Below are 18,131 nucleotides of genomic sequence, written 5' to 3'. Positions count from 1 at the left end.
TCAAGACCCGTTCTTACTTGAGATCGAACCGGTCGTTGTTCATGACCTTCACCCAGGCCGCGACGAAGTCCTCCACGAACTTCCCCTGGGCGTCGTCCTGGGCGTAGACCTCGGCCAGCGCGCGCAGCACCGAGTTCGAGCCGAACACAAGGTCATTCGCGGTTGCGGTCCACTTCTGCTCGCCCGTGGAGCGGTCGATGACCAGGTAGACGTTCTCCGCCGACTCCGACGCCTTCCACTCATTACCCATGTCGACCAGGTTGACGAAGAAGTCGTTGGTCAACGCGCCCGGCCTGTCGGTGAACACCCCGTGCTTGCTGCCGCCGTGATTGGCACCCAGGGCACGCAGCCCACCCACGAGCACCGTCATTTCCGGACCGGTCACGCCCAGCAAGTAGGCGCGCTCCAGCAACAGCTGCTCCAGCGGTGCCTTCTCCCCGGGACGGGTGTAGTTGCGGAACCCGTCGGCCCGCGGTTCGAGCACCGCGAACGAATCCACGTCGGTGCTCTCCTGCGAAGCGTCGGTACGCCCGGGTGCGAAGTGCACCGAGATCTCGTAACCGGCGTCCTTGGCCGCCTTCTCGACCGCCGCAGAGCCGGCCAGCACGATCAGGTCGGCCAGGGAGATCTTCTTGCCGTCGGAGGCCGAGGCGTTGAAGTCCTGCTGGATCTTCTCCAGGACAGGCAACACCTTGTCCAGCTCGGCGGGCTCGTTGACCTCCCAGCTCTTTTGCGGCTCGAGACGAAGCCGAGCGCCGTTCGCGCCGCCGCGCTTGTCGGTGTTGCGATAGCTCGATGCCGCCGACCACGCCGTCTTGACCAGCTGGGGAACGGAGAGACCGGATGCCAGCACCTTGCTCTTCAGAGCCGCAATGTCCTTCTCACCGACCAGCTCATGGTCGACGGCCGGAACCGGATCCTGCCACAGCTGCGGTTCGGGGATCCAGGGTCCGAGGTAGCGGGTGATGGGTCCCATGTCGCGGTGCAGCAACTTGTACCAGGCCTTGGCGAACGCGACGGCCAGCTCTTCGGGATGGTCCAGCCAACGCCGCGTGATGTCGCGGTAGATCGGGGACTCACGCAGCGAGATGTCGGTGACCAGCATCGTCGGGGCGCGACCCGGCCCGCCGAACGGGTCCGGGATGGTGCCTGCGCCGGCGCCGTCCTTGGCCACGAACTGCCAGGCACCGGCGGGACTCTTGGTCAACTCCCACTCGTAGCCGTACAGGGTCTCCAAGAAGGTGTTGTCCCACTTGGTCGGGGTGGGCGTCCAGACGACCTCCAGGCCGCTGGTGATGGCGTCCTTGCCCACTCCGCTGGCATACGAGCTCTTCCAGCCCAGCCCCTGCTGTTCGATCGGGGCGGCCTCCGGCTCGGGACCGATCAGGTCGGCATCACCGGCTCCGTGCGTCTTGCCGAAGCTGTGGCCTCCGACGATGAGCGCGGCCGTCTCCTCATCGTTCATCGCCATCCGTCCGAACGTCTCACGGATGTCGATGGCCGCGGCGACCGGGTCCGGCTTGCCTTCGGGGCCTTCCGGATTCACGTAGATCAGACCCATGGTGGTGGCACCGTAGGGTTGCGCGAGATCCCGCTTACCGGAGTAGCGCTTGTTGGTGCCCAACCATTCGTCCTCTTCTCCCCAAAGGATCTCTTCCGGCTCCCAAACGTCCTCGCGACCGAACGCGAAGCCAAAGGTCTTGAATCCCATCGACTCCAGGGCACAGTTACCCGCGAAGATGATGAGGTCCGCCCAGGAGATCTTGTTGCCGTACTTCTTCTTGACCGGCCACAGCAGCCGGCGGGCCTTGTCCAGACTGACGTTGTCCGGCCAGCTGTTGAGCGGGGCGAAGCGCTGCATGCCCTGGCCGCCGCCGCCGCGGCCGTCGTGAATGCGGTAGGTCCCCGCCGCATGCCAGCTCATCCGGATGAACAGGCCCCCATAGTGGCCGTAGTCGGCGGGCCACCAGTCCTGCGAGGTGGTCATCACCGAGATCACATCGGCCTTGAGCGCGTCGACGTCAAGTTTGGCGAACTCCGCCGGGTAGTCGAAGTCCTCGCCGAGCGGGGTGGATTGCGGCGAGTGCGGATGCAACTTCGATACGTCGATCTGGTCCGGCCACCAGTCCTGGTTGGTCAGTGGAGCATTCGACTTCGGCTGCGGGGAAGGGATTGCTGGGTTTTCGCTTTCGCTTTTGCTCGCCGTCCCGGCGTCGGGTTGGGGTGGACGGCTAGCGGATGTATCAGATGACACAGCATTCCTTTCGGGGTGGGTGAATCGGGCTGCGATCACGGCTGTGATCTAGGAACCTGTCGTCGAGCAATCGGCACACAGGCCCCAGTAGATGACTTCGGCCTCGTCGAGAACGAAGCCATCAAGAACGTTGTCGTCGTCCGAGGGTGTGAGGCAGGGAGCGTCGCCGACGGCGCAGTCGATGTCGGCGATGCTCCCGCAGGACCGGCAGACGACGTGGTGGTGGTTGTCGCCGACGCGCGATTCATAGCGCGCGACCATGCCCAGGGGCTGGATGCGCCGCACCAGACCGACGGTGGTCAGCGCATTGAGCACGTCGTAGACGGCTTGGCGCGAGACTTCGGGCAGGCCGACGCGGACCGCCGAGAAGATCGTCTCGGTGTCGGCGTGCGGATTGGCGTCCACGACTTCCAGCACGGCGACCCTGGGCCGGGTCACCCGCAGTTCGGCCATCCGCAACCTGTCCGCGTAATCGGCCGTCGATGACACGCCACCAATATGACGCACTTATTTGGAACGAGTCAAGAGTTTATTGTGAAGTGGGGCACAACTGCCGGTGACGAATGGGTTGGATCACGGTCAGGTCGGCTTCAGCGCGCTGCCTTTGCGCCACTCGTCCCAGCTGAGCGTCCAGTCGCCGTTCTGCGCCAGCGTCAGCGGGGGCCCGCCGCTGTTGCGGACCTCGACCACATCGCCGGGCACCGAGAAGCCGAAGAACCATTTCGCGTTGTCGGCATTGAGGTTCAGGCAGCCGTGCGACGTGTCGCGGTGCCCCTGCGCCCAGACCGTCGCATCGAGCTCGTGCAGATAGATGCCGTCCGAGCTGATCTTGGTGGCCCAATTGATGGTCTCGCGGTAGCCGAGCCTCGAGTTCTTGGGCAGGCCGAAGGTCGAGGAGTCCATGATGACGGGATTGCCCTTGTCCAGGACGGTGTAGACGCCGGACGGGGTCCAGAGCGAGATGGTCCTGCCGCCGACGTTTTCGGTGCCGCCCATTCCCATGCTCGTGGGCATGGTGCGCTGCAGGATTCCGTTGCTGAAGACGCTGACCTGGTGGGTGGCGTCGTCGGCGATCGATACATGCGCATCGCCGACACGGAAGGACACCTTGGTGTCGTCTTGCCCGAACAGGCCGTCGCCCAAGGCGATTCCGTAGATCTTCGCCTCGGCGGTGACGTCCGTGCCCGGCGCGTAGTAGCGCTCGGGCCGCCAGTGCGCGTTCTGGCCGTCGACCCAGTACCAGGAGCCCTCGACTTTCGGAGTGGTGGTCACCGACAGCTGCCGCTCGGCGGTGGCGCGATCGGCGATCTTCTCGTCGAAGTGCGCCACGATCACGGTCCCGACGCCGTAGGTGCCGCCGTCGCGCAGCGCGGCTTCCGCCGTGGTGGTGAACGACACCTTGGTCTGGTTGGACGGCTTCAGCGTGGAGAACGACGAAACCTGCTTGGCCGCAACGCCGCTGACACCGCTGCTGGTGATGGTCAGCGTGTAGGTGCGTCCGTAGCCCAGCGGGACGGTGGGCTTCCACACCGTGTTGTCCGGGGTCATGACGCCCTCGACCGGTTTGCCGCTCTCGTTGACCATGTCGACGCCCGTCAGGGTCCCGTTCTCGGCTTTGACCGTGACCGGGGTAACCGGGTCGACGTCATGGGCGTCGGGGCCGGGGGTGATCGTGATCTGAGCTGGCCCAGCGGTTTTCGCTGGTGCGTCGCTTTGACCGCAGTGGCCGCCGGGGCAATGTGACGTCGACGCAACGTATATCGCGCCCACTGCGGCGACGATCACGCACACGGCAAGCAAGAGTCGGCGGGGCCGGCTGACCCGCATGATCCGGCCGACGAGCTGATCACTGTTCTTGGACATCATGAAGCTGCCGAAACCCTGCTTTCTGTTTACTCGCAGGCCGCGAACTTCTGCCCGGCGATGTCGATGTTGTAGATGAGGTATCCCGCGACGTGCGGTTTTTAAACCGTCCCGCGGTTGGGCTTCGTCACTGAAAGCCGCCACCGGCGGTCCGCAAGGGATCATGGCTGCATGGCCGATGAGGAACTCGACAGCCTCTACGAGGTGCCACCGAAGGAGTTCACCGCGGAGCGCGCCAGATTGGCCGCCGCGGCCAAGCAGCGCGGCGATACCGCGGCCGCGAAACGGATTTCCGCCGCCAACAAACCGACGACGGCGGCGTGGATCGTCAACCGGTTGGCACTCCGGCACGCCGACACCCGGCAGCGGCTGGCAGACCTCGGGGAGCGCTTGCGCGCCGCGCACACCGCGATGGACGGCGGGCGCATCCGGGACCTGTCGGCCGAGCAACACAAACTCATCGACGAACTCACCCGCATGGCGCTGCGGGCGGCCGACCTGACGCAACCGTCGGCGACCGTACGCGAAGACCTGACCAGCACGCTGCAAGCCGCGATCGCCGACCCGCAGATCAGCGCGCGGCTGGGCAGGTTGACCCGGCCCGAGCAGTGGTCGGGTTTCGGCGCCTTCGGCGAAGGCGACGCGGTGCCGGAATCGGTGGATACTCCCGGCGAACCGGCGAAGCCGCAGCGCACCCCGGCGCGGAAGCGGCCGGCGAAGCAGTCGGCGGACGACAAGGCACAGGGCCGACGGCGCGAGAAACTGAGCGCGGCCGTTGCCACCGCCGAACGCGCCAGGGCCGAGGCCGACGACCTGGTGGCCGAGCGACAGGCCCGGCGGGATGCCGCCCGGCAGCAACGTGACGATGCGGCCAGGGCACTGCGGGCGGCCGAGCGGGACCTCAGCGCCGCCGAAAAGGACTACGACAAGGCAGTGCAAGCCGGCCGAACCGCCGCGGACGCCGTGAAAGAGGCAAAAGCCCGGCTGAAGCGGGCGTGAGCTGGTAGCGGCGTTTCCCCGGCCCGGGCCGGGGTATCAGCTCAGCCGTGACCTCTTTATGGATGACCGAACGCACCGAACAGCCTTGGGCCCCAAGCCGGCTTGATCAGGGCTCCGCGTCCGCCGATGTCATCATCGTGGGCGCCGGCATCACCGGCCTGATGACGGGGGTGCTGCTGGCCCGTGCGGGCAAGGATGTGATGGTGCTGGAGGCGCGCACGGTCGGAGCGTGCGCAACCGGAAATACCACCGCGAAAATCAGCCTGCTGCAGGGCAGCCAGCTTTCCAAGGTGCTGCCACGGCACGGCCGGGATGTCGCGCGCGCGTACGTCGACGGCAACCGCGAAGGCCAGGAGTGGGTGCTGGGCCACTGCGAGGCGCAGGGCGTGGCGGTGCAGCGCGAGGATGCCTACACCTACGCCCAGTCCGTGCGGGGCGTCCCGTCGGCGCGCGCCGAGCTCGCGGCGTGTCAGGCGGTCGGCCTGCCGGCGGTGTGGGACGACGATGCCGAGGTGCCGTTTGCCTATCACGGCGGCGTGCGGCTGGCCGATCAGGCGCAGTTCGACCCGATGTCCTTTCTCGACTCGCTGGCCGTCGAGCTGCTGAGTCGCGGTGGACGGCTGGTTGAGCACGCCCGGGTGCGGCGGGTGTCCTGGCGCGGCAAGAGGGTGCGCGTGCATGTGAACGACGCCGCGCAGCGGGACGTCGAACTGCAGGCGGCCCAACTGGTGCTCGCCACCGGGATCCCGATCCTGGATCGCGGCGGATATTTCGCGCGGGTGAAGCCGAGCCGCTCCTACTGCCTGGCTTTTAAGGTGCCGGGCAACATCACCCGGCCGATGATGATCTCCACCGACTCGCCGACGCGGTCGGTGCGCTACGCGCCGGTTGCGGACGGGGAGCGGCTGATCGTGGGCGGAGCCGGGCACACCGTGGGTCGTGAGAAGAGTCCGTCCGAGGCGCTGGCCGAGCTGTCGGCGTGGACGCGCAAACACTATCCGGGTGCCGTGCAGACGCACTTCTGGTCAGCGCAGGACTACACGCCCATCGACCATCTGCCGTACGTGGGCCCCATCCTGCCGAACACCGAAAGCATCTTTGTCGCAACGGGTTTCAACAAGTGGGGGATGACCAACGGTCCGGCCGCGGCGTTAGCGCTGTCCCAACGCATCCTGGGCGGGCGGATGGACTGGGCCCGCGCCTTCGCCAGCTGGAGTCCGCACGAGCTAACGGGGCTGGGGACGGCCCTGCAAGCCAACCTCGAGGTCGGCTTCAATCTGACGAAGGGCTGGATCACCCCGGCGATAAGGACTCACCGCCGCAGCCCCGTCGACGGCGAAGGCGGTGTGGTGAGCGGGCCGCCGTGGCACCTGGAGGCCCGCTGCCGCGTCGACGGGACCGAGCACCGCGTCTCGCCGGTGTGCCCGCACCTGGGTGGAATCGTGAACTGGAACGACGCCGACAACGCGTGGGAGTGTCCGCTGCACGGCTCGCGGTTCGCACCCGACGGCACCTTGCTCGAGGGCCCGGCAACCCGCGATCTGACCGCGTAGTCGCCGCAGTCAGCCCGCCTTCTGAAACACCAGCCAGCGCAACTCGATTGGTGAGTCGGCGCGCTGAACATCGAACACATCGAGGCCGCCGGCCCATCCCTCGAACCAGCCCGTCGGCGGCCAGGCGTCCGACGGTAACTGGGCCTTCTCGTATTCGTAGGCGGCGTCGTCGGCGATCGGTTCGAGGGGCAGGCCGGCCGCCGCGGCGGTCACCTCGTCGCGGGTGAAGATCATGCTGTTGCACTGCTGACTCAGTTGCACCGCGACGTCGTCGGGAACGTAGCCGTCGCGGGCCAGGAAGGTGTTGAAAACCAACCGCCCACCTTGGGCCAGGCAATCGGTGGCGAGTTCGAACATGCCGCGCAGCTCGTGTGGGGTGCGGAAGTCGGACACCACCTCCGAGACCACCATCAGCTGATACCGATCGTGCACACCCTCCATCGCCGTGAAGACGTCGCTTTGAATGACATTCACGCCCAACGATTCGCCGGCCGCTTCGGCGACAATCACCTCCGCGAACTTCGCGGTCATCTCGACCGCATCGACCGGGTGTCCGCGCCGGGCCAGGGCCAGCGCGTTGCGTCCGGTTCCGGCGCCGACGTCGAGCACTCGATAGACCGAAGGATCGGCCGCCTCCGCCGCCAGCGCGAGCACGCGCGCGTCGGGTTCGGTGCCGAACAGCGGCGCCGGGCGAAACGCCATCCACTGGTCGTAATCGGCCTCGATCGTGCGCCACTCGGCTTGGACCCGGAAATTCACGCCGGTCCCGAATGGAGCCTGATACGAGATGAGGACCTCGGAACGGGGGGAGGCCTTGAAGGCCTTCGCCAGCTCGGCTTGCAGCGCCGTCCGCAACTGTGCGGACTGTTCGGGAGGGCACCAGACGCCCAGGGTGGCGCAGACGTTATTGCACAACTGGACGTACTCGTCGATCAGGCCCGGCACCGCCGGCACCCTGATGTGGCCCTCGGCCGACAACCGCCGATACAGCCGCCTGATCATCGCCTCGCGCAGCATCGACGGGTCGAACGACCTATTCGGCGGATCCTGCACCAGAATCTTTTACACGACCGGCGAGCTTTGCACCACCGCTGGGCGCAAGGGGCGATCCGGTTACGCGCGCCGGGCGGCGCCTTCGAGAAGATCGGCCGCCGCGGCGACGCTTTGGTCGGGCGTGCTGATTTGGGTGGCCACCTCCCTGGCTCGGCTGAGGTAGTGCGCAGAACGCACCGAGCGCAGGTCTGCGACCAGCGAGTCCAAGGTGGAGGCCGAGAACGCCCGCCCCACGCCGACTTCCAACCTGCTGATCGCGTCGGCCCAGATCGGCTGATCGAGCCAGAGCCAGAGAATCAACATGGGCACGCCCGCCCGCATGGCCGCGGCGGTGGTGCCGGCGCCGCCGTGGTGCACGATCGCACGGCACGCGGGAAAGACGGCGGCGTGATTCACCGTCTCCACGATATTCACGTGATCGGCGGGCGGGATATGGGTGAAATCGTTTGGGCCACTGCAAATCAACGCCCGCTCGCCGATCTGCGTGCAGGCCGCGCTGATCACCGCGACCGTCTCGGCGGGGGAGGTGACCGGCGTGCTGCCGAATCCGAAATAGATCGGCGGCGTCCCGTCGGCGATCCAGGACAACACCTCGTCGTCCGCATCGGCCGGCATTCCGAGGGTGAGCGAACCGACGAAGGGCCGGCGGTATCCCGGTCCGGCCCATTGTTTTGCCAATTCGGGCGCCCACAGCTCGTCGTAGGTCTGAATCTCGAGCACCGGCTGCGCCGACGGGTTGTCGGGCAGACCCAGCGCTCGACGCTGGGCCGCTGCGGCCGCGCCGGTGACCTCTGACTGCAGCCGGCCGAGTTCCAAGGTCTCGGCGGGAAAGAAGTGCAGCGCGGCCAGCGGTATGCCGAAACGCTCCCCGACGTTGGCGGCAAGCCGCTGCTCATTCATCCCGGCCACCAGCAGGTCGGCACCGGCCGCCACCGAGGCCAGCGTCTCGCTCTTGCCGGTCCACACTTTGGTGACGCGCTCGATGAGTTCCGGCAACGCGCTCACCGGATTCCCGACGTTACGGACGAAATTGGTCGCCATGTTGATCTGCTCGCGGCTGTCTGGCCCGTACGCGACCGCGGCAAGCCCCGCCGACTCGGCCATGTCGAGCTTGTCGGGCGGCACCGCGATCACGACGTCGTGGCCTCGGCCGTGCAACTCCCGTGCGGCGGCGACGCAGGGCTCGACGTCGCCACGGCTGCCATAGGCGGCCAGCACAATTTTCATCAACAAACCTCACTCGCGGGGACGCCACAAATCCAAGCAGAACCGGCGCCGCCAGACCCGCTGGGCGCGCCGCCGCTGCCCTGAACAGGACTTTTGCTGGGTCCTAGCGCAGGAACAGCGGCCGCAGGATGGCGGCGGGACCGGTCCCGCGCCGTTGAGACCCGGCTGAGAGTGATTTGCGCAATACGCGCCTAACCCTTGTGAGTTTCGGCCGTCATGTGCAGGTAACCTATCGTTAACCCTCGACAACAATTTCGCTGTATTCGTTGACGTGGGGGCACCTGCAAACGTTGAGGCCGGTCCGCTAGCACAGGGGACGGCCGTCTTCGTTCGCGGCACCGGCAGCACGGGAGGGAATGAGATTTGTTTGCTGCTGGGTTGGCTATCCCCATACGACACGCATCGACGCCGTCGATGCCCTCGCGGCCCTGAAAGCGATCGGAGGAGAACGGCATGGACTTCGCAGTACTGCCGCCGGAGATTAACTCCGCGCGCATGTACGCCGGTCCGGGGTCGGGACCGATGCTGGCCGCCGCGATGGCCTGGGACGAATTGGCTGCCGCGCTGCAATCGACGGCGAATTCCTATCAGGCCGAGATCACGGCCCTGACCTCCGGTCCGTGGGTCGGCCCGTCGTCGGCCTCGATGGTCGCGGCGATCACCCCCTATCTGGAGTGGATGAGGACCGCCGGCGCTCAGGCCGAAGAAACCGCCAACCAGGCCAGGACAGCGGCCTTCGCCTACGAGACGGCGTTCGCCGAGACGGTGCCGCCCCCGGTGGTCACGGCCAACCGCACCCAGCTGGCGGCGCTCGTCGCGACCAACGTTCTCGGCCAGAACACGCCGGCGATTGCCGCGACCGAAGCGGAGTACGGCGAGATGTGGGCGCGCGACACCGCGGCCATGTTCGGCTACGCGGGTACGACGGCCTCGGCGACGCGGTTGACGCCGTTCGCCCAGCCCGACCCGACCAGCAATTCCGGCGCCGGCCAGTCCGAAGCGGTGGCCCAGGCCACCGGAACCGCGGCCGGGAGCACGCGCAATACCGTGCAGCAATCGTTCTCCGCGGTTCCCAACCTGCTAGGCAACATTTCGGCGGCGCCGATGGCCGCAGTCGACCCTGCGTCTGCAACGGACCTGCTGGGGCTGGGGAGCGATCTCGTCACGTTCTTCCTCGACGCGCCGGCCAGCGTCGCCGGACTCGGCATCGATGCACCGGGAACCTTAATCGCCCTTCCCTTCGACGTGGCCGGTGCGCTGACCGGTTTCCACACCGACGACATCATCAGCGGTTGGGCCGGGGTGCAGTCCTGGCCCGGCACGGGTGCCGTGCCGCCATCGCCATTTCCGGTCATCACGAACCCGGCGGGCGGATTCGGAACCTTGGCGTCGGCGGGTCTGGGCCAGGCCAACACGGTCGGCGGCTTGTCGGTGCCTCCCGGCTGGACGGCGGCCGCCCCAGCGATTCGCCCGGCCGCCTTGGTGCTTCCGACCACCACCGCAGGCGCCGCCGCGGAAGCCGCGGCCGCGGCCGCGCCCACCGGCACCGGGAGTTTGTTCGGCGAGATGGCCGTGGCCAGCATGGCCGGGCGCGCGATGGCCGGTACCGGTGGGGCCCTGGGCCGCGAGCGGGCCCGGGCCGGCGAGATCGAGAAGGCGACGCGGGAGGCGCCAAAGGAACCGACGACCGAGCCGAAGGCACCACCGCAGGTTGCCGCGGGCGGCCCGATCACGAGCATCGCCGCCGAGCTGCGCGAACTGGCTTCGCTGCGCGACGCGGGAATTTTGACTCAGCAGGAATTCGAAGAGCAGAAAAAGCGCCTGCTGCCAAGCTGATCCGGGCCCGGCGCTGTGCGTTCGTCGGTCAATCCGGGCGAGCACAAGGTTCACGCTTTATTCGGCAATAGCGGTGCGCTGCGGGTGCTACCGTTTGCTGGCCATTCGACCGTCGACGGGACCTTCCTCGCTCATGCTCACATTTCGGATCGCCCCCGCGGCCCGCGCCGCGGTGATCGGCGCATGCATCGGTTTGGCCACCGCGGCGCTCGTCTCGGGGTGCGGCGGCGCCCCGCCGGCGACCACGGCCGCCACCACCTCGTTGACCACAATCGTTGCGGCACAGACTAATTCATCGCCTGCTCGGGGAGACGGCCCCGAGGCAACCGCCCCCGGCGTGTACGGCAACCCCGCCGCCGCGGCGAAGTACTGGGTGGCGCAATCGCTCGAGGACAACTGTGGACTCGTGTCGATCGCCGACGTGGTGGGCGAGGTCACCGGCAACGCACCCACCGAGCGGCAGATGCTGGACCTGGCGGAGTCGACGCCGTCGGGGGCCAATCCCGGACCGATCTACGCGCCGCGCAACGACCCGACCCACTCCGGCCCGAACGCCGGCATCTCAATGTCCGACCTGGTGATCCTGCTCAACCACTTCGGGATCAAATCCGAGATGACCTCCACGTCCGACCGGGACCGGAACGGATTGCCGCTTCTCGAGCAATACCTGGCCAAGGACCGAAAGCTCATCGCCTTCGTCAACTCCTCGGTCATCTTGAACGCCGACGACCAGCGCACCAAGGCCGACCATTTCCTGGTCGTGACGGGCATCGACACCGGCAAAGAGATCGTGCACCTCAACGACCCCGGCATCGACCATGCCGACGAACAGGTCAGCTTCAGCACGTTCATGACGGCCTGGCAGACCAGTGATCAGTCGATCGTGGTGACGGCGGTGCCCGGCTGATCCCTGGTGACGCCAGGCGATTTCGGGCACAGTGAGCAGTGGAACTTCAGTGGAGGCGCGTGATGGACAACTCGGCCGCCCAGGCCTCCGATGCCGCAGGGATGCGGGTGCAGGCGTTGCTTCGCTATCCGGTGAAGTCGATGCTCGGCGAAGCCCTCGATCGCCTGCTGGTCGATGAGCGCGGCGCCGAGGGCGACCGGCGGCTGGCGCTCCTCGACGGTGAGACCGGGCACGTGGCCAGCGCCAAGAATCCGCGGCTGTGGCGCCGTCTGTTGTCATGCACCGCACATGCCGACGCCCGGGGTGTGCGCATCAGCCTGCCCGACGGGACCGACGTGGCCGCCGACGATCCGGGCGTCGACGAGCTGATCTCGCGGCTGACAGGCCGGCGGGTCCGGTTGGTCACCCAACGCCCCGATGGCGCCACACTGGTGCGCCCCGACCCGGAGCAATTGCTGGAACTCGGACTCGACGCCGAGGTCGATGGCCGCATCCTGCGGATCGCTGCGGCCACCCCGGGCGAGTCGTTCACCGACGAAGCCCCGTTGCATACGATCACGACGGCCACCCTCGAACACATCGGCGTGGAGGCGCTGCGCTATCGCCCGAATCTGGTGATCGCGACGCCGCCCGACTATCCGCCGTATGCCGAAAACGACTGGGTGGGCGGCGAAATCGCCATCGGGGAGACGCGGCTGCGCGTCCTGACGGCCACATCGCGCTGCGTGGTCCCCACGCTCGAACACGGGCCGTTGCCGCGGACTCCGCAGGCGCTTCGCGTACCTGCGGCCGAAAACCGTTTGAACACAGGCGGTCACGGCGCGCAGCCATGCGCGGGCGCCTACCTTGCGGTAGTGACCCAAGGCGTCATCCGCGTCGGTGACCGAGTCACCATCGGGTCATAGCGGCTGCGCAACAACGCGTCAGCCGCCCAAGTTGCGCAGTGCGGTGTCGAGTTCCTCGGCCTGCTCGGTCACCTCGCGGTCGGACAACTCCGGGTGTCCGACTCGCTGCACCAATTCCTGGCGCGTCGCGACCTGCAGGGCCCCTCGGTATTCGGCCGAGTCCAGATCAGCAGGCGCGACGACCATGGCGCGCCCCTCAATCACCACCAGCGTTGCGTCGGCGTCCGGGCTGGCGAGTAGCTGTCTCACGTCCTCGGCGTCAATGGTCATGAGCCAGCGCCCCGTCCGGTTCGCCGTTGCAGCTCGTCGATCAGGCTGGAGGCCTGGGCCTTGGTGAGGTTGTCCGGGATCTCTTCGCCGGCCTCTTGTGCCAGCGTGTTCAAGTAGCTGCGCTGCGGCCCGGTCATGGGTTCGTCGCCGGTCACCCACTGCGACCGGTCCTTTTCGGGATTCTCCTGCGGGGCCTGCGCGGCATCGTCGACCATGCATGTGGCTATGCCCGTTAGGAAGCCAACGTAATCAGGAAGTGTCTTAGTTGGTTTCGGCATGTCAACCGGTTGCCCCGACCATCTTCATCACCAACAGCACCGCCACCGCGATGAACGCAACGACGAAGATGCAGACGGCGACCACGGTGAGCACGGAGCTGGGGGTGAATCGCCGGGTGTTCGGCGGTTGTGGCTCGGACACCCCGGAGGTTCGGGGCGCCGCCGGGGGAGTGCTGCCCGGTGCGGCACCTCCTCCTGGCTGCAGGCCCGGGATCTGCGTCGGGTCGGGATCGGGCGGTTGCGCGGTCATGAGTGACGCCGGCCCCGTCGTCGTGGGCGGCGCCGCAAGCGTTTGGCCATGTCACCACCCGGATGCAAGTCTTCTTGCTGCTCGTGAACGGGTCCCATCGCGCGCTCCCTCCGTCGGGGCATGGCGGTACCCGCCCAGACGCCACCCAAACGGCTGGTACGTCAGGAACTTGCCGACGGCATCCACGCTGTCGGCGCCCGGCGCTCCGCGATGCGGCGGGACGACGTGCGTGTAGGTCGTCGAATTGACTGTCCGCCAACGCGTTCCGGTCGAGCGCGCGCTGAGGGCGGGCTTCAGTTCTCCGAGTTGGGGGTCGGGCTCTGAGCGGATTCCCACTTCGCCTCGAGGGACCGTTTCACCCGGGTGCCGGCCGCCAGATCGAGCTGAAAGGTCTCACCGTCGTCGGTCTCGAACGTGATGAGATACCCCGCGTCGCTGGGGTCCTTGAAGACGACTTTGTAGGGCCGTTCACCCGAGCCGCGGTCCACGGCGATGATGTCGCCAGGGGTGACGTCGTCGATCAGGTCGTTGCCGGAGACTTTGGACATACGGTCGACGTTAGCCGAAAAGGCGCGGCGGGCGTTCGGTCGGCCGGCGCAGTGACCGGCCTCACCTAGGGCTGCAGGAAGGCCTTGATGGCGCGGCGCTCATCCATGGCCCGATAGGCATCGGCGACCTGCTCGAGGGGCAGGTGCAGGTCAAACACCTTGCCGGGGTTCATTTTTCCGTCGAGCACCGACTCGATCAGGGAGGGCAGGAAATGCCGGACCGGGGCGGGTCCGCCGCGCAGCCCGACCTGGTTGCTGAAGAGTTGCTCGCCGGTGATGGCGACATCGTGGGGGACACCCACGAACCCGACGAAGGCGCCCGGGCGAGCGGACTGGATGGCTTGTTGCATGGCCTGGCCGGTGCCCACGCATTCCAGCACGGCGTCGGCGCCGACGCCTTCGGTCATCTCCTTGATGACGGCGACTCCGTCGTCGCCGCGTTCGGTGACGACGTCGGTGGCGCCGAATTCACGGGCCAGCTTCTGCCGGGGCTCGTGGCGGCTCATCGCGATGAGCCGCTCGGCGCCCTTTTCGCGGGCGGCCAGCACCGCGCACAGCCCCACCGCACCGTCACCCACCACGGCCACCGTCATGCCGGCAGCGACGCCGGCCGCTTCGGCGGCGAACCACCCGGTGCCCATCACGTCCGACAGGGTCAGAAAGTCCGGGATCGATTCCTCGTCGGGTTGGTCGGGCAGTGCCACGAGACTGCCGTCGGCCCAGGGGATGCGCACGGACTCCGCTTGGCAGCCGCCCATCAGCACGCGGTTTACGCACGAACTCTGAACTCCGTTGCGGCAATTCGGACAGGTGCCGTCGGAGGCGTAGAAGGATCCGATGACGAACTGACCGGGCTTGACCGAGGTGACGTCGCTACCGACGGCTTCGACGACACCGCAGTACTCGTGACCGAACGGCTTGGGCTCGGGAACGGGGTTGATACCGCGGTAGTCCCAGAGGTCTGAGCCGCACACGCAGGTCGCGGTGGTGCGGATGATCGCGTCGGTGGGGGCGACGATCTCGGGTTCGGGCAGGTCTTCGAATCGGACATCGCCGGCGCCGTAGATGACAGCTCCTCGCATAACGCCTCCCTCTCGCGGTAGTGGGAGCCCAGCTACCCGGAATCGATGTTTTCAACCGTGCCTCAACGCCATTTGATGCCGCACCCGATGGACGGGCGCTGTTCGGGATTCACCGGCTGCCCGGCCAATACCGCGTCGACCGCGGCGCGGACATCCGCGGCCGTGACCGGCCGGCCGTTTTTGGGCCGGGAGTCGTCCAGCTGGCCGCGGTAGACCAGCCGGCGTTCGCCGTCGAACACGAAGGTGTCGGGCGTGCAGGCGGCCGAGTAAGCGCGGGCAACATCTTGGGTTTCGTCGTAGAGGTACGGGAACGTCCAGCCATGGCTGCGAGCTTCCGCGACCATCTGATCGGGCCCGTCCTGCGGGTAGGTGACCACGTCATTGCTCGAAATGCCCACCATCGCAACGCCTTGCTCGGCGAGGTCACGACCGAGCGCGGCGAGCCCGTCGGCGACGTGCTTCACGTAGGGGCAGTGGTTGCAGATGAAGGTGACGACCAGGGCGGGGCCCGTCAGATCGTCGCGACTGAGCGTGCGGCCGGTGGCCGGCTCGGGCAGCGTGAAGGCCGGGGCGACGGTCCCGAGGGCGAGCATGCTGGACTCGATGGCCATGCCGGCCAGGGTATCGCCATATGGCCCGTTCGCGCACCACGCGGCGCGATGGCCGTGAAACATGTTGTGCTGTCGGTTGGTTCGAAGTGGCTAGCACGATTCTCACGTTCGGCGCCCGGTGACCCGACACACGTCCGTGTTTGATCAGCCCAGTTCGTGGAATCACATACCTGACACGAACGAACGTTTTTGGCCAACGCCTCAAGGAGAATGATGAGTGAGCACAACAAGGCCGACGAAGCGCGTAGGGGCCTGATCGACTCGGTCAAGGGCAAAGCCAAAGAGGTCGTCGGCGCAGTCACGGGCAACGAATCGCTGACCGCCGAGGGGCAACTCGAGCAAACGCAGGCGCATGAACGCAAAGAGGCGAATGCGACCGAGGCCGTGGCCGAAGCCCAGGCCAAACAGGCCCAAGAGGACGCGGCCGAGGCCAGGACCGAAGGTGCCCAACAACGCCTGGCGGCGAACGCTCAGGCCGTGGCCGCCGAGGATTCGATCGAGGCCCAGGAGGCCGCCCAGAAGCGTGCGGCCGACCGGGCGGCGCATCAGCAGGCGACCGCCGAGAAGACCCAGGCCGAGGTGGACGCGCAGCGCGACATCCACCTGGCGAAGGCCGAAGAGCGCGCCGAGATCCGCGAGGCGTCCGAGGAGATCGTCGGTGCCGTCGCCGAACACCAGAGCTCGGTTCAGGTGGCTCGCAACGAAGAGTCGGAGGCCGACCGGCTGCGGCGCCACGCCCAGAACGTGACCGACGAAACCGACCTGCCCTGACGGCGGGCCTCACCCCAGGAGAAGTTGATGAAAATTTCCGAAGTCCCGCTGGCAGTCCTGCGGTTTCACTACCAACTCGCCCGATTCCCGTTGCAGCTGATCGAGGACCGGGTCGTCAACCGCATCCCCACCGAGGCGCCGGCGCGACTGCTGTACGAGCGTTCGCTGGGCATGCTCGACAGCACCGTCGGAAGTGTGCTCGGCGACGCGACGCTCGCCGAGCGGGGCGCCGCCCTGGTCGAACGCAGCGACACGCTGGGCCAGGCGGCTCAACTGGACGCGCAAGCCACAGCGAGGAAGGCACAGGCCGATGCCAAGCTCAGGAGCGCCCGCGACGAGGCGATCCAGGGGCGCGAGGAAACGCAGAAGGCCACCCAGCAGGAAGTCAAAGAGGCCCGAATCGCCGCCGAGCAGCGCAAACGCGAAGCGGCGCAGTCGGCGCAGAAGCGGAGCGCCGCGGCCAAGCGGCGCGCCGACGAGACCGCCTCCCAGCGCAAGCAGACGGTCGAATCGGCCAACCGCCAGGTGGAAGACAGGACTCGAGCCGCCGAGAAGGCCGCGGCCAAGGTTTCCGCGGCCAAAGTCGATGAGGCCGAGAACAAGCTCGGCGAGGCCGCCGAGCAGCGCGCCGAGGCGGATCGGGTGGCGCAGTTGGCGGCCGCCGAGAAGCGGCAACGCCAGCAGGAGCGGGCTAACGACTGACGGGTGTCAGACGCTCGGGGCGCCCGGGTTGATCTTGTTGGCCGCAAACGTCGCGGCCTGGGCGGTCATCCCGGCGTCGATGTAGGAAACGTGCGCCATGATGTTGCCGCCGCCGGAGCAGATCGGATCGTCGGGTGCGCAAATGCTGGTGACCTTGGAGCCATACGCGGGGTTGATCGTCAGAACAGCGGCGCGGGCCGCAACGCGGCTCGCCGGGTCGGGCGAGGTGGAGATCACACAGCGCGGCAAGGTCGTCGACCCCGGCGGCAACTGGGGCGGCCCGATTCGCATCCGAACCACCGGACCGTAGGCATTGGCGTTGCGCTGCAACGTCATTCGTCCGCTCGAGCGTAGCCTCAGCGTCCTGGCGTCAACCGCCGGCACGGCCATGACCGACGATATGACAGGATCTCGGCATGAGTGCACGCAGATTTGCTCGCTGGGTTGGTATCTCGGTTGCGACGACGTGGGCGCTGCTGAGTGCCCCCCTCGGGACCCCCACCGCCGCCGCCGATGGCTGCTCGGACGTCTCGGTGGTTTTCGCCCGCGGCACCCACCAGGAGCCCGGTCTGGGCAACATCGGACAGGCGTTCGTCGACTCGCTCACGTCGCAGCTCGGCGGTAAGTCCGTCGACGTCTACGCGGTCAACTACCCCGCCAACGACGACTATCACAACAGCGCAAACGCCGGGTCCAACGATGCCAGCGCGCACATCCAGGACGTCGTCGCCAGCTGCCCGAATTCGAAGATCGTGCTCGGCGGCTACTCTCAGGGCTCGACTGTGATCGATCTGGCCACCAACGCGATGCCGCCCTCGGTCGCCGACCACGTCGCCGCCGTCGCCCTCTTCGGCGAGCCCACCAGTCAGTTCTCCAGCATGCTGTGGGGCGGCCAGCCGCTGCCGACGATCAACCCCGCGTATGGCTCCAAGGTCACCAGCATTTGCGCACCCAGACGGTCGAATCGGCCAACCGCCAGGTGGAAGACAGGACTCGAGCCGCCGAGAAGGCCGCGGCCAAGG

At 67.3% G+C, this 18,131-nt stretch carries 20 protein-coding genes and 1 pseudogene; 9 read left to right on the top strand and 12 right to left on the bottom strand.

Going from position 1 to position 18,131, the window contains the following annotated elements; genetic code table 11:
- Positions 1–13 precede the first annotated feature (13 nt).
- The 3 genes from katG to A5760_RS12885 form a co-directional block, all read right to left on the bottom strand.
- Entirely contained in the window at positions 14–2,254 is a 2,241-nt protein-coding gene (katG, locus tag A5760_RS12895) for a catalase/peroxidase HPI (RefSeq protein WP_064881267.1), read from the bottom strand.
- 48 nt (positions 2,255–2,302) lie between these two features.
- Entirely contained in the window at positions 2,303–2,743 is a 441-nt protein-coding gene (locus A5760_RS12890; protein ID WP_064881266.1) for a Fur family transcriptional regulator, read from the bottom strand.
- A 90-nt stretch (positions 2,744–2,833) separates the two neighbouring features.
- The gene (locus A5760_RS12885) at positions 2,834–4,120 is read right to left on the bottom strand and encodes a L,D-transpeptidase (RefSeq protein WP_064881264.1); all 1,287 of its coding nucleotides are present in this window, start codon (positions 4,118–4,120) and stop codon (positions 2,834–2,836) included.
- Positions 4,121–4,288: 168 nt separating this feature from the next.
- Here A5760_RS12885 and A5760_RS12880 point away from each other — a divergent pair, with 168 nt between their 5' ends.
- The gene (locus A5760_RS12880) at positions 4,289–5,116 is read left to right on the top strand and encodes a hypothetical protein (protein WP_064881263.1); all 828 of its coding nucleotides are present in this window, start codon (positions 4,289–4,291) and stop codon (positions 5,114–5,116) included.
- Between the two features lie 62 nt (positions 5,117–5,178).
- The gene (locus A5760_RS12875; protein ID WP_064881261.1) at positions 5,179–6,669 is read left to right on the top strand and encodes an FAD-dependent oxidoreductase; all 1,491 of its coding nucleotides are present in this window, start codon (positions 5,179–5,181) and stop codon (positions 6,667–6,669) included.
- A 9-nt stretch (positions 6,670–6,678) separates the two neighbouring features.
- Here the strand turns inward: A5760_RS12875 and A5760_RS12870 are convergent, their stop codons facing one another.
- Positions 6,679–7,722, bottom strand: a complete 1,044-nt coding sequence (locus tag A5760_RS12870; RefSeq protein ID WP_064881259.1) for a class I SAM-dependent methyltransferase — start codon at positions 7,720–7,722, stop codon at positions 6,679–6,681.
- 60 nt (positions 7,723–7,782) lie between these two features.
- The gene (locus tag A5760_RS12865; RefSeq protein WP_064881257.1) at positions 7,783–8,949 is read right to left on the bottom strand and encodes a glycosyltransferase; all 1,167 of its coding nucleotides are present in this window, start codon (positions 8,947–8,949) and stop codon (positions 7,783–7,785) included.
- A 453-nt stretch (positions 8,950–9,402) separates the two neighbouring features.
- Here A5760_RS12865 and A5760_RS12860 point away from each other — a divergent pair, with 453 nt between their 5' ends.
- The 3 genes from A5760_RS12860 (at position 9,403) to A5760_RS12850 (ending at position 12,597) form a co-directional block, all read left to right on the top strand.
- The gene (locus tag A5760_RS12860) at positions 9,403–10,785 is read left to right on the top strand and encodes a PPE family protein, SVP subgroup (protein ID WP_064881255.1); all 1,383 of its coding nucleotides are present in this window, start codon (positions 9,403–9,405) and stop codon (positions 10,783–10,785) included.
- A 133-nt stretch (positions 10,786–10,918) separates the two neighbouring features.
- Complete coding sequence (locus A5760_RS12855) at positions 10,919–11,692, top strand: C39 family peptidase (protein WP_064881253.1); 774 nt, start codon at positions 10,919–10,921, stop codon at positions 11,690–11,692.
- Between the two features lie 62 nt (positions 11,693–11,754).
- Positions 11,755–12,597, top strand: coding sequence for an MOSC domain-containing protein (locus A5760_RS12850; RefSeq protein ID WP_064881251.1), 843 nt, complete (start codon positions 11,755–11,757; stop codon positions 12,595–12,597).
- An 18-nt stretch (positions 12,598–12,615) separates the two neighbouring features.
- Here the strand turns inward: A5760_RS12850 and A5760_RS12845 are convergent, their stop codons facing one another.
- The 6 genes from A5760_RS12845 to A5760_RS12820 all read right to left on the bottom strand — a co-directional run bounded on the left by A5760_RS12845 (position 12,616) and on the right by A5760_RS12820 (position 15,636).
- Positions 12,616–12,867, bottom strand: a complete 252-nt coding sequence (locus A5760_RS12845) for a hypothetical protein (protein ID WP_064881249.1) — start codon at positions 12,865–12,867, stop codon at positions 12,616–12,618.
- Complete coding sequence (locus tag A5760_RS12840) at positions 12,864–13,082, bottom strand: DUF3072 domain-containing protein (RefSeq protein ID WP_064881247.1); 219 nt, start codon at positions 13,080–13,082, stop codon at positions 12,864–12,866. The genes A5760_RS12845 and A5760_RS12840 overlap by 4 nt, the downstream gene beginning before the upstream one ends.
- A 64-nt stretch (positions 13,083–13,146) precedes the next feature.
- Positions 13,147–13,395, bottom strand: coding sequence for a DUF6480 family protein (locus A5760_RS12835; protein ID WP_064881245.1), 249 nt, complete (start codon positions 13,393–13,395; stop codon positions 13,147–13,149).
- Positions 13,396–13,688: 293 nt separating this feature from the next.
- Positions 13,689–13,943: a hypothetical protein gene (locus A5760_RS12830; RefSeq protein WP_064881243.1), complete on the bottom strand. Its 255-nt coding sequence runs from the start codon at positions 13,941–13,943 to the stop codon at positions 13,689–13,691.
- A gap of 65 nt (positions 13,944–14,008) precedes the next feature.
- On the bottom strand, positions 14,009–15,025 hold the full coding sequence (locus A5760_RS12825) for a zinc-dependent alcohol dehydrogenase family protein (protein ID WP_064881241.1): 1,017 nt from the start codon (positions 15,023–15,025) through the stop codon (positions 14,009–14,011).
- Positions 15,026–15,087: 62 nt separating this feature from the next.
- Positions 15,088–15,636 carry a thioredoxin family protein gene (locus tag A5760_RS12820; RefSeq protein WP_064881421.1) on the bottom strand — a complete coding sequence of 183 codons (549 nt, stop codon included), beginning with the start codon at positions 15,634–15,636 and terminating at the stop codon, positions 15,088–15,090.
- Positions 15,637–15,849: 213 nt separating this feature from the next.
- On the opposite strand from A5760_RS12820, the gene A5760_RS12815 reads away from it, so the two are divergent.
- Positions 15,850–16,407: a CsbD family protein gene (locus A5760_RS12815; protein ID WP_064881419.1), complete on the top strand. Its 558-nt coding sequence runs from the start codon at positions 15,850–15,852 to the stop codon at positions 16,405–16,407.
- Positions 16,408–16,434: 27 nt separating this feature from the next.
- Complete coding sequence (locus A5760_RS12810) at positions 16,435–17,109, top strand: hypothetical protein (protein WP_064881417.1); 675 nt, start codon at positions 16,435–16,437, stop codon at positions 17,107–17,109.
- 6 nt (positions 17,110–17,115) lie between these two features.
- Here A5760_RS12810 and A5760_RS26140 read toward each other — a convergent pair.
- Positions 17,116–17,289, bottom strand: a pseudogene (locus A5760_RS26140) (cutinase family protein); the annotation flags it as partial.
- On the opposite strand from A5760_RS26140, the gene A5760_RS27685 reads away from it, so the two are divergent.
- Together A5760_RS27685 and A5760_RS12800 are read left to right on the top strand one after the other, a co-directional pair.
- The gene (locus A5760_RS27685; RefSeq protein WP_082279449.1) at positions 17,207–17,419 is read left to right on the top strand and encodes a DUF3253 domain-containing protein; all 213 of its coding nucleotides are present in this window, start codon (positions 17,207–17,209) and stop codon (positions 17,417–17,419) included. The pseudogene A5760_RS26140 and the gene A5760_RS27685 overlap by 83 nt on opposite strands.
- Before the next feature lie 106 nt (positions 17,420–17,525).
- The coding region (locus A5760_RS12800; protein ID WP_196772081.1) for a cutinase family protein at positions 17,526–18,131 on the top strand (606 nt) is incomplete at its 3' end.

The sequence above is a fragment of the Mycobacterium colombiense genome, assembly GCF_001665835.1.
Taxonomy (GTDB): domain Bacteria; phylum Actinomycetota; class Actinomycetes; order Mycobacteriales; family Mycobacteriaceae; genus Mycobacterium; species Mycobacterium colombiense_A.
This window is presented reverse-complemented; position numbering and strand designations above follow the sequence as displayed.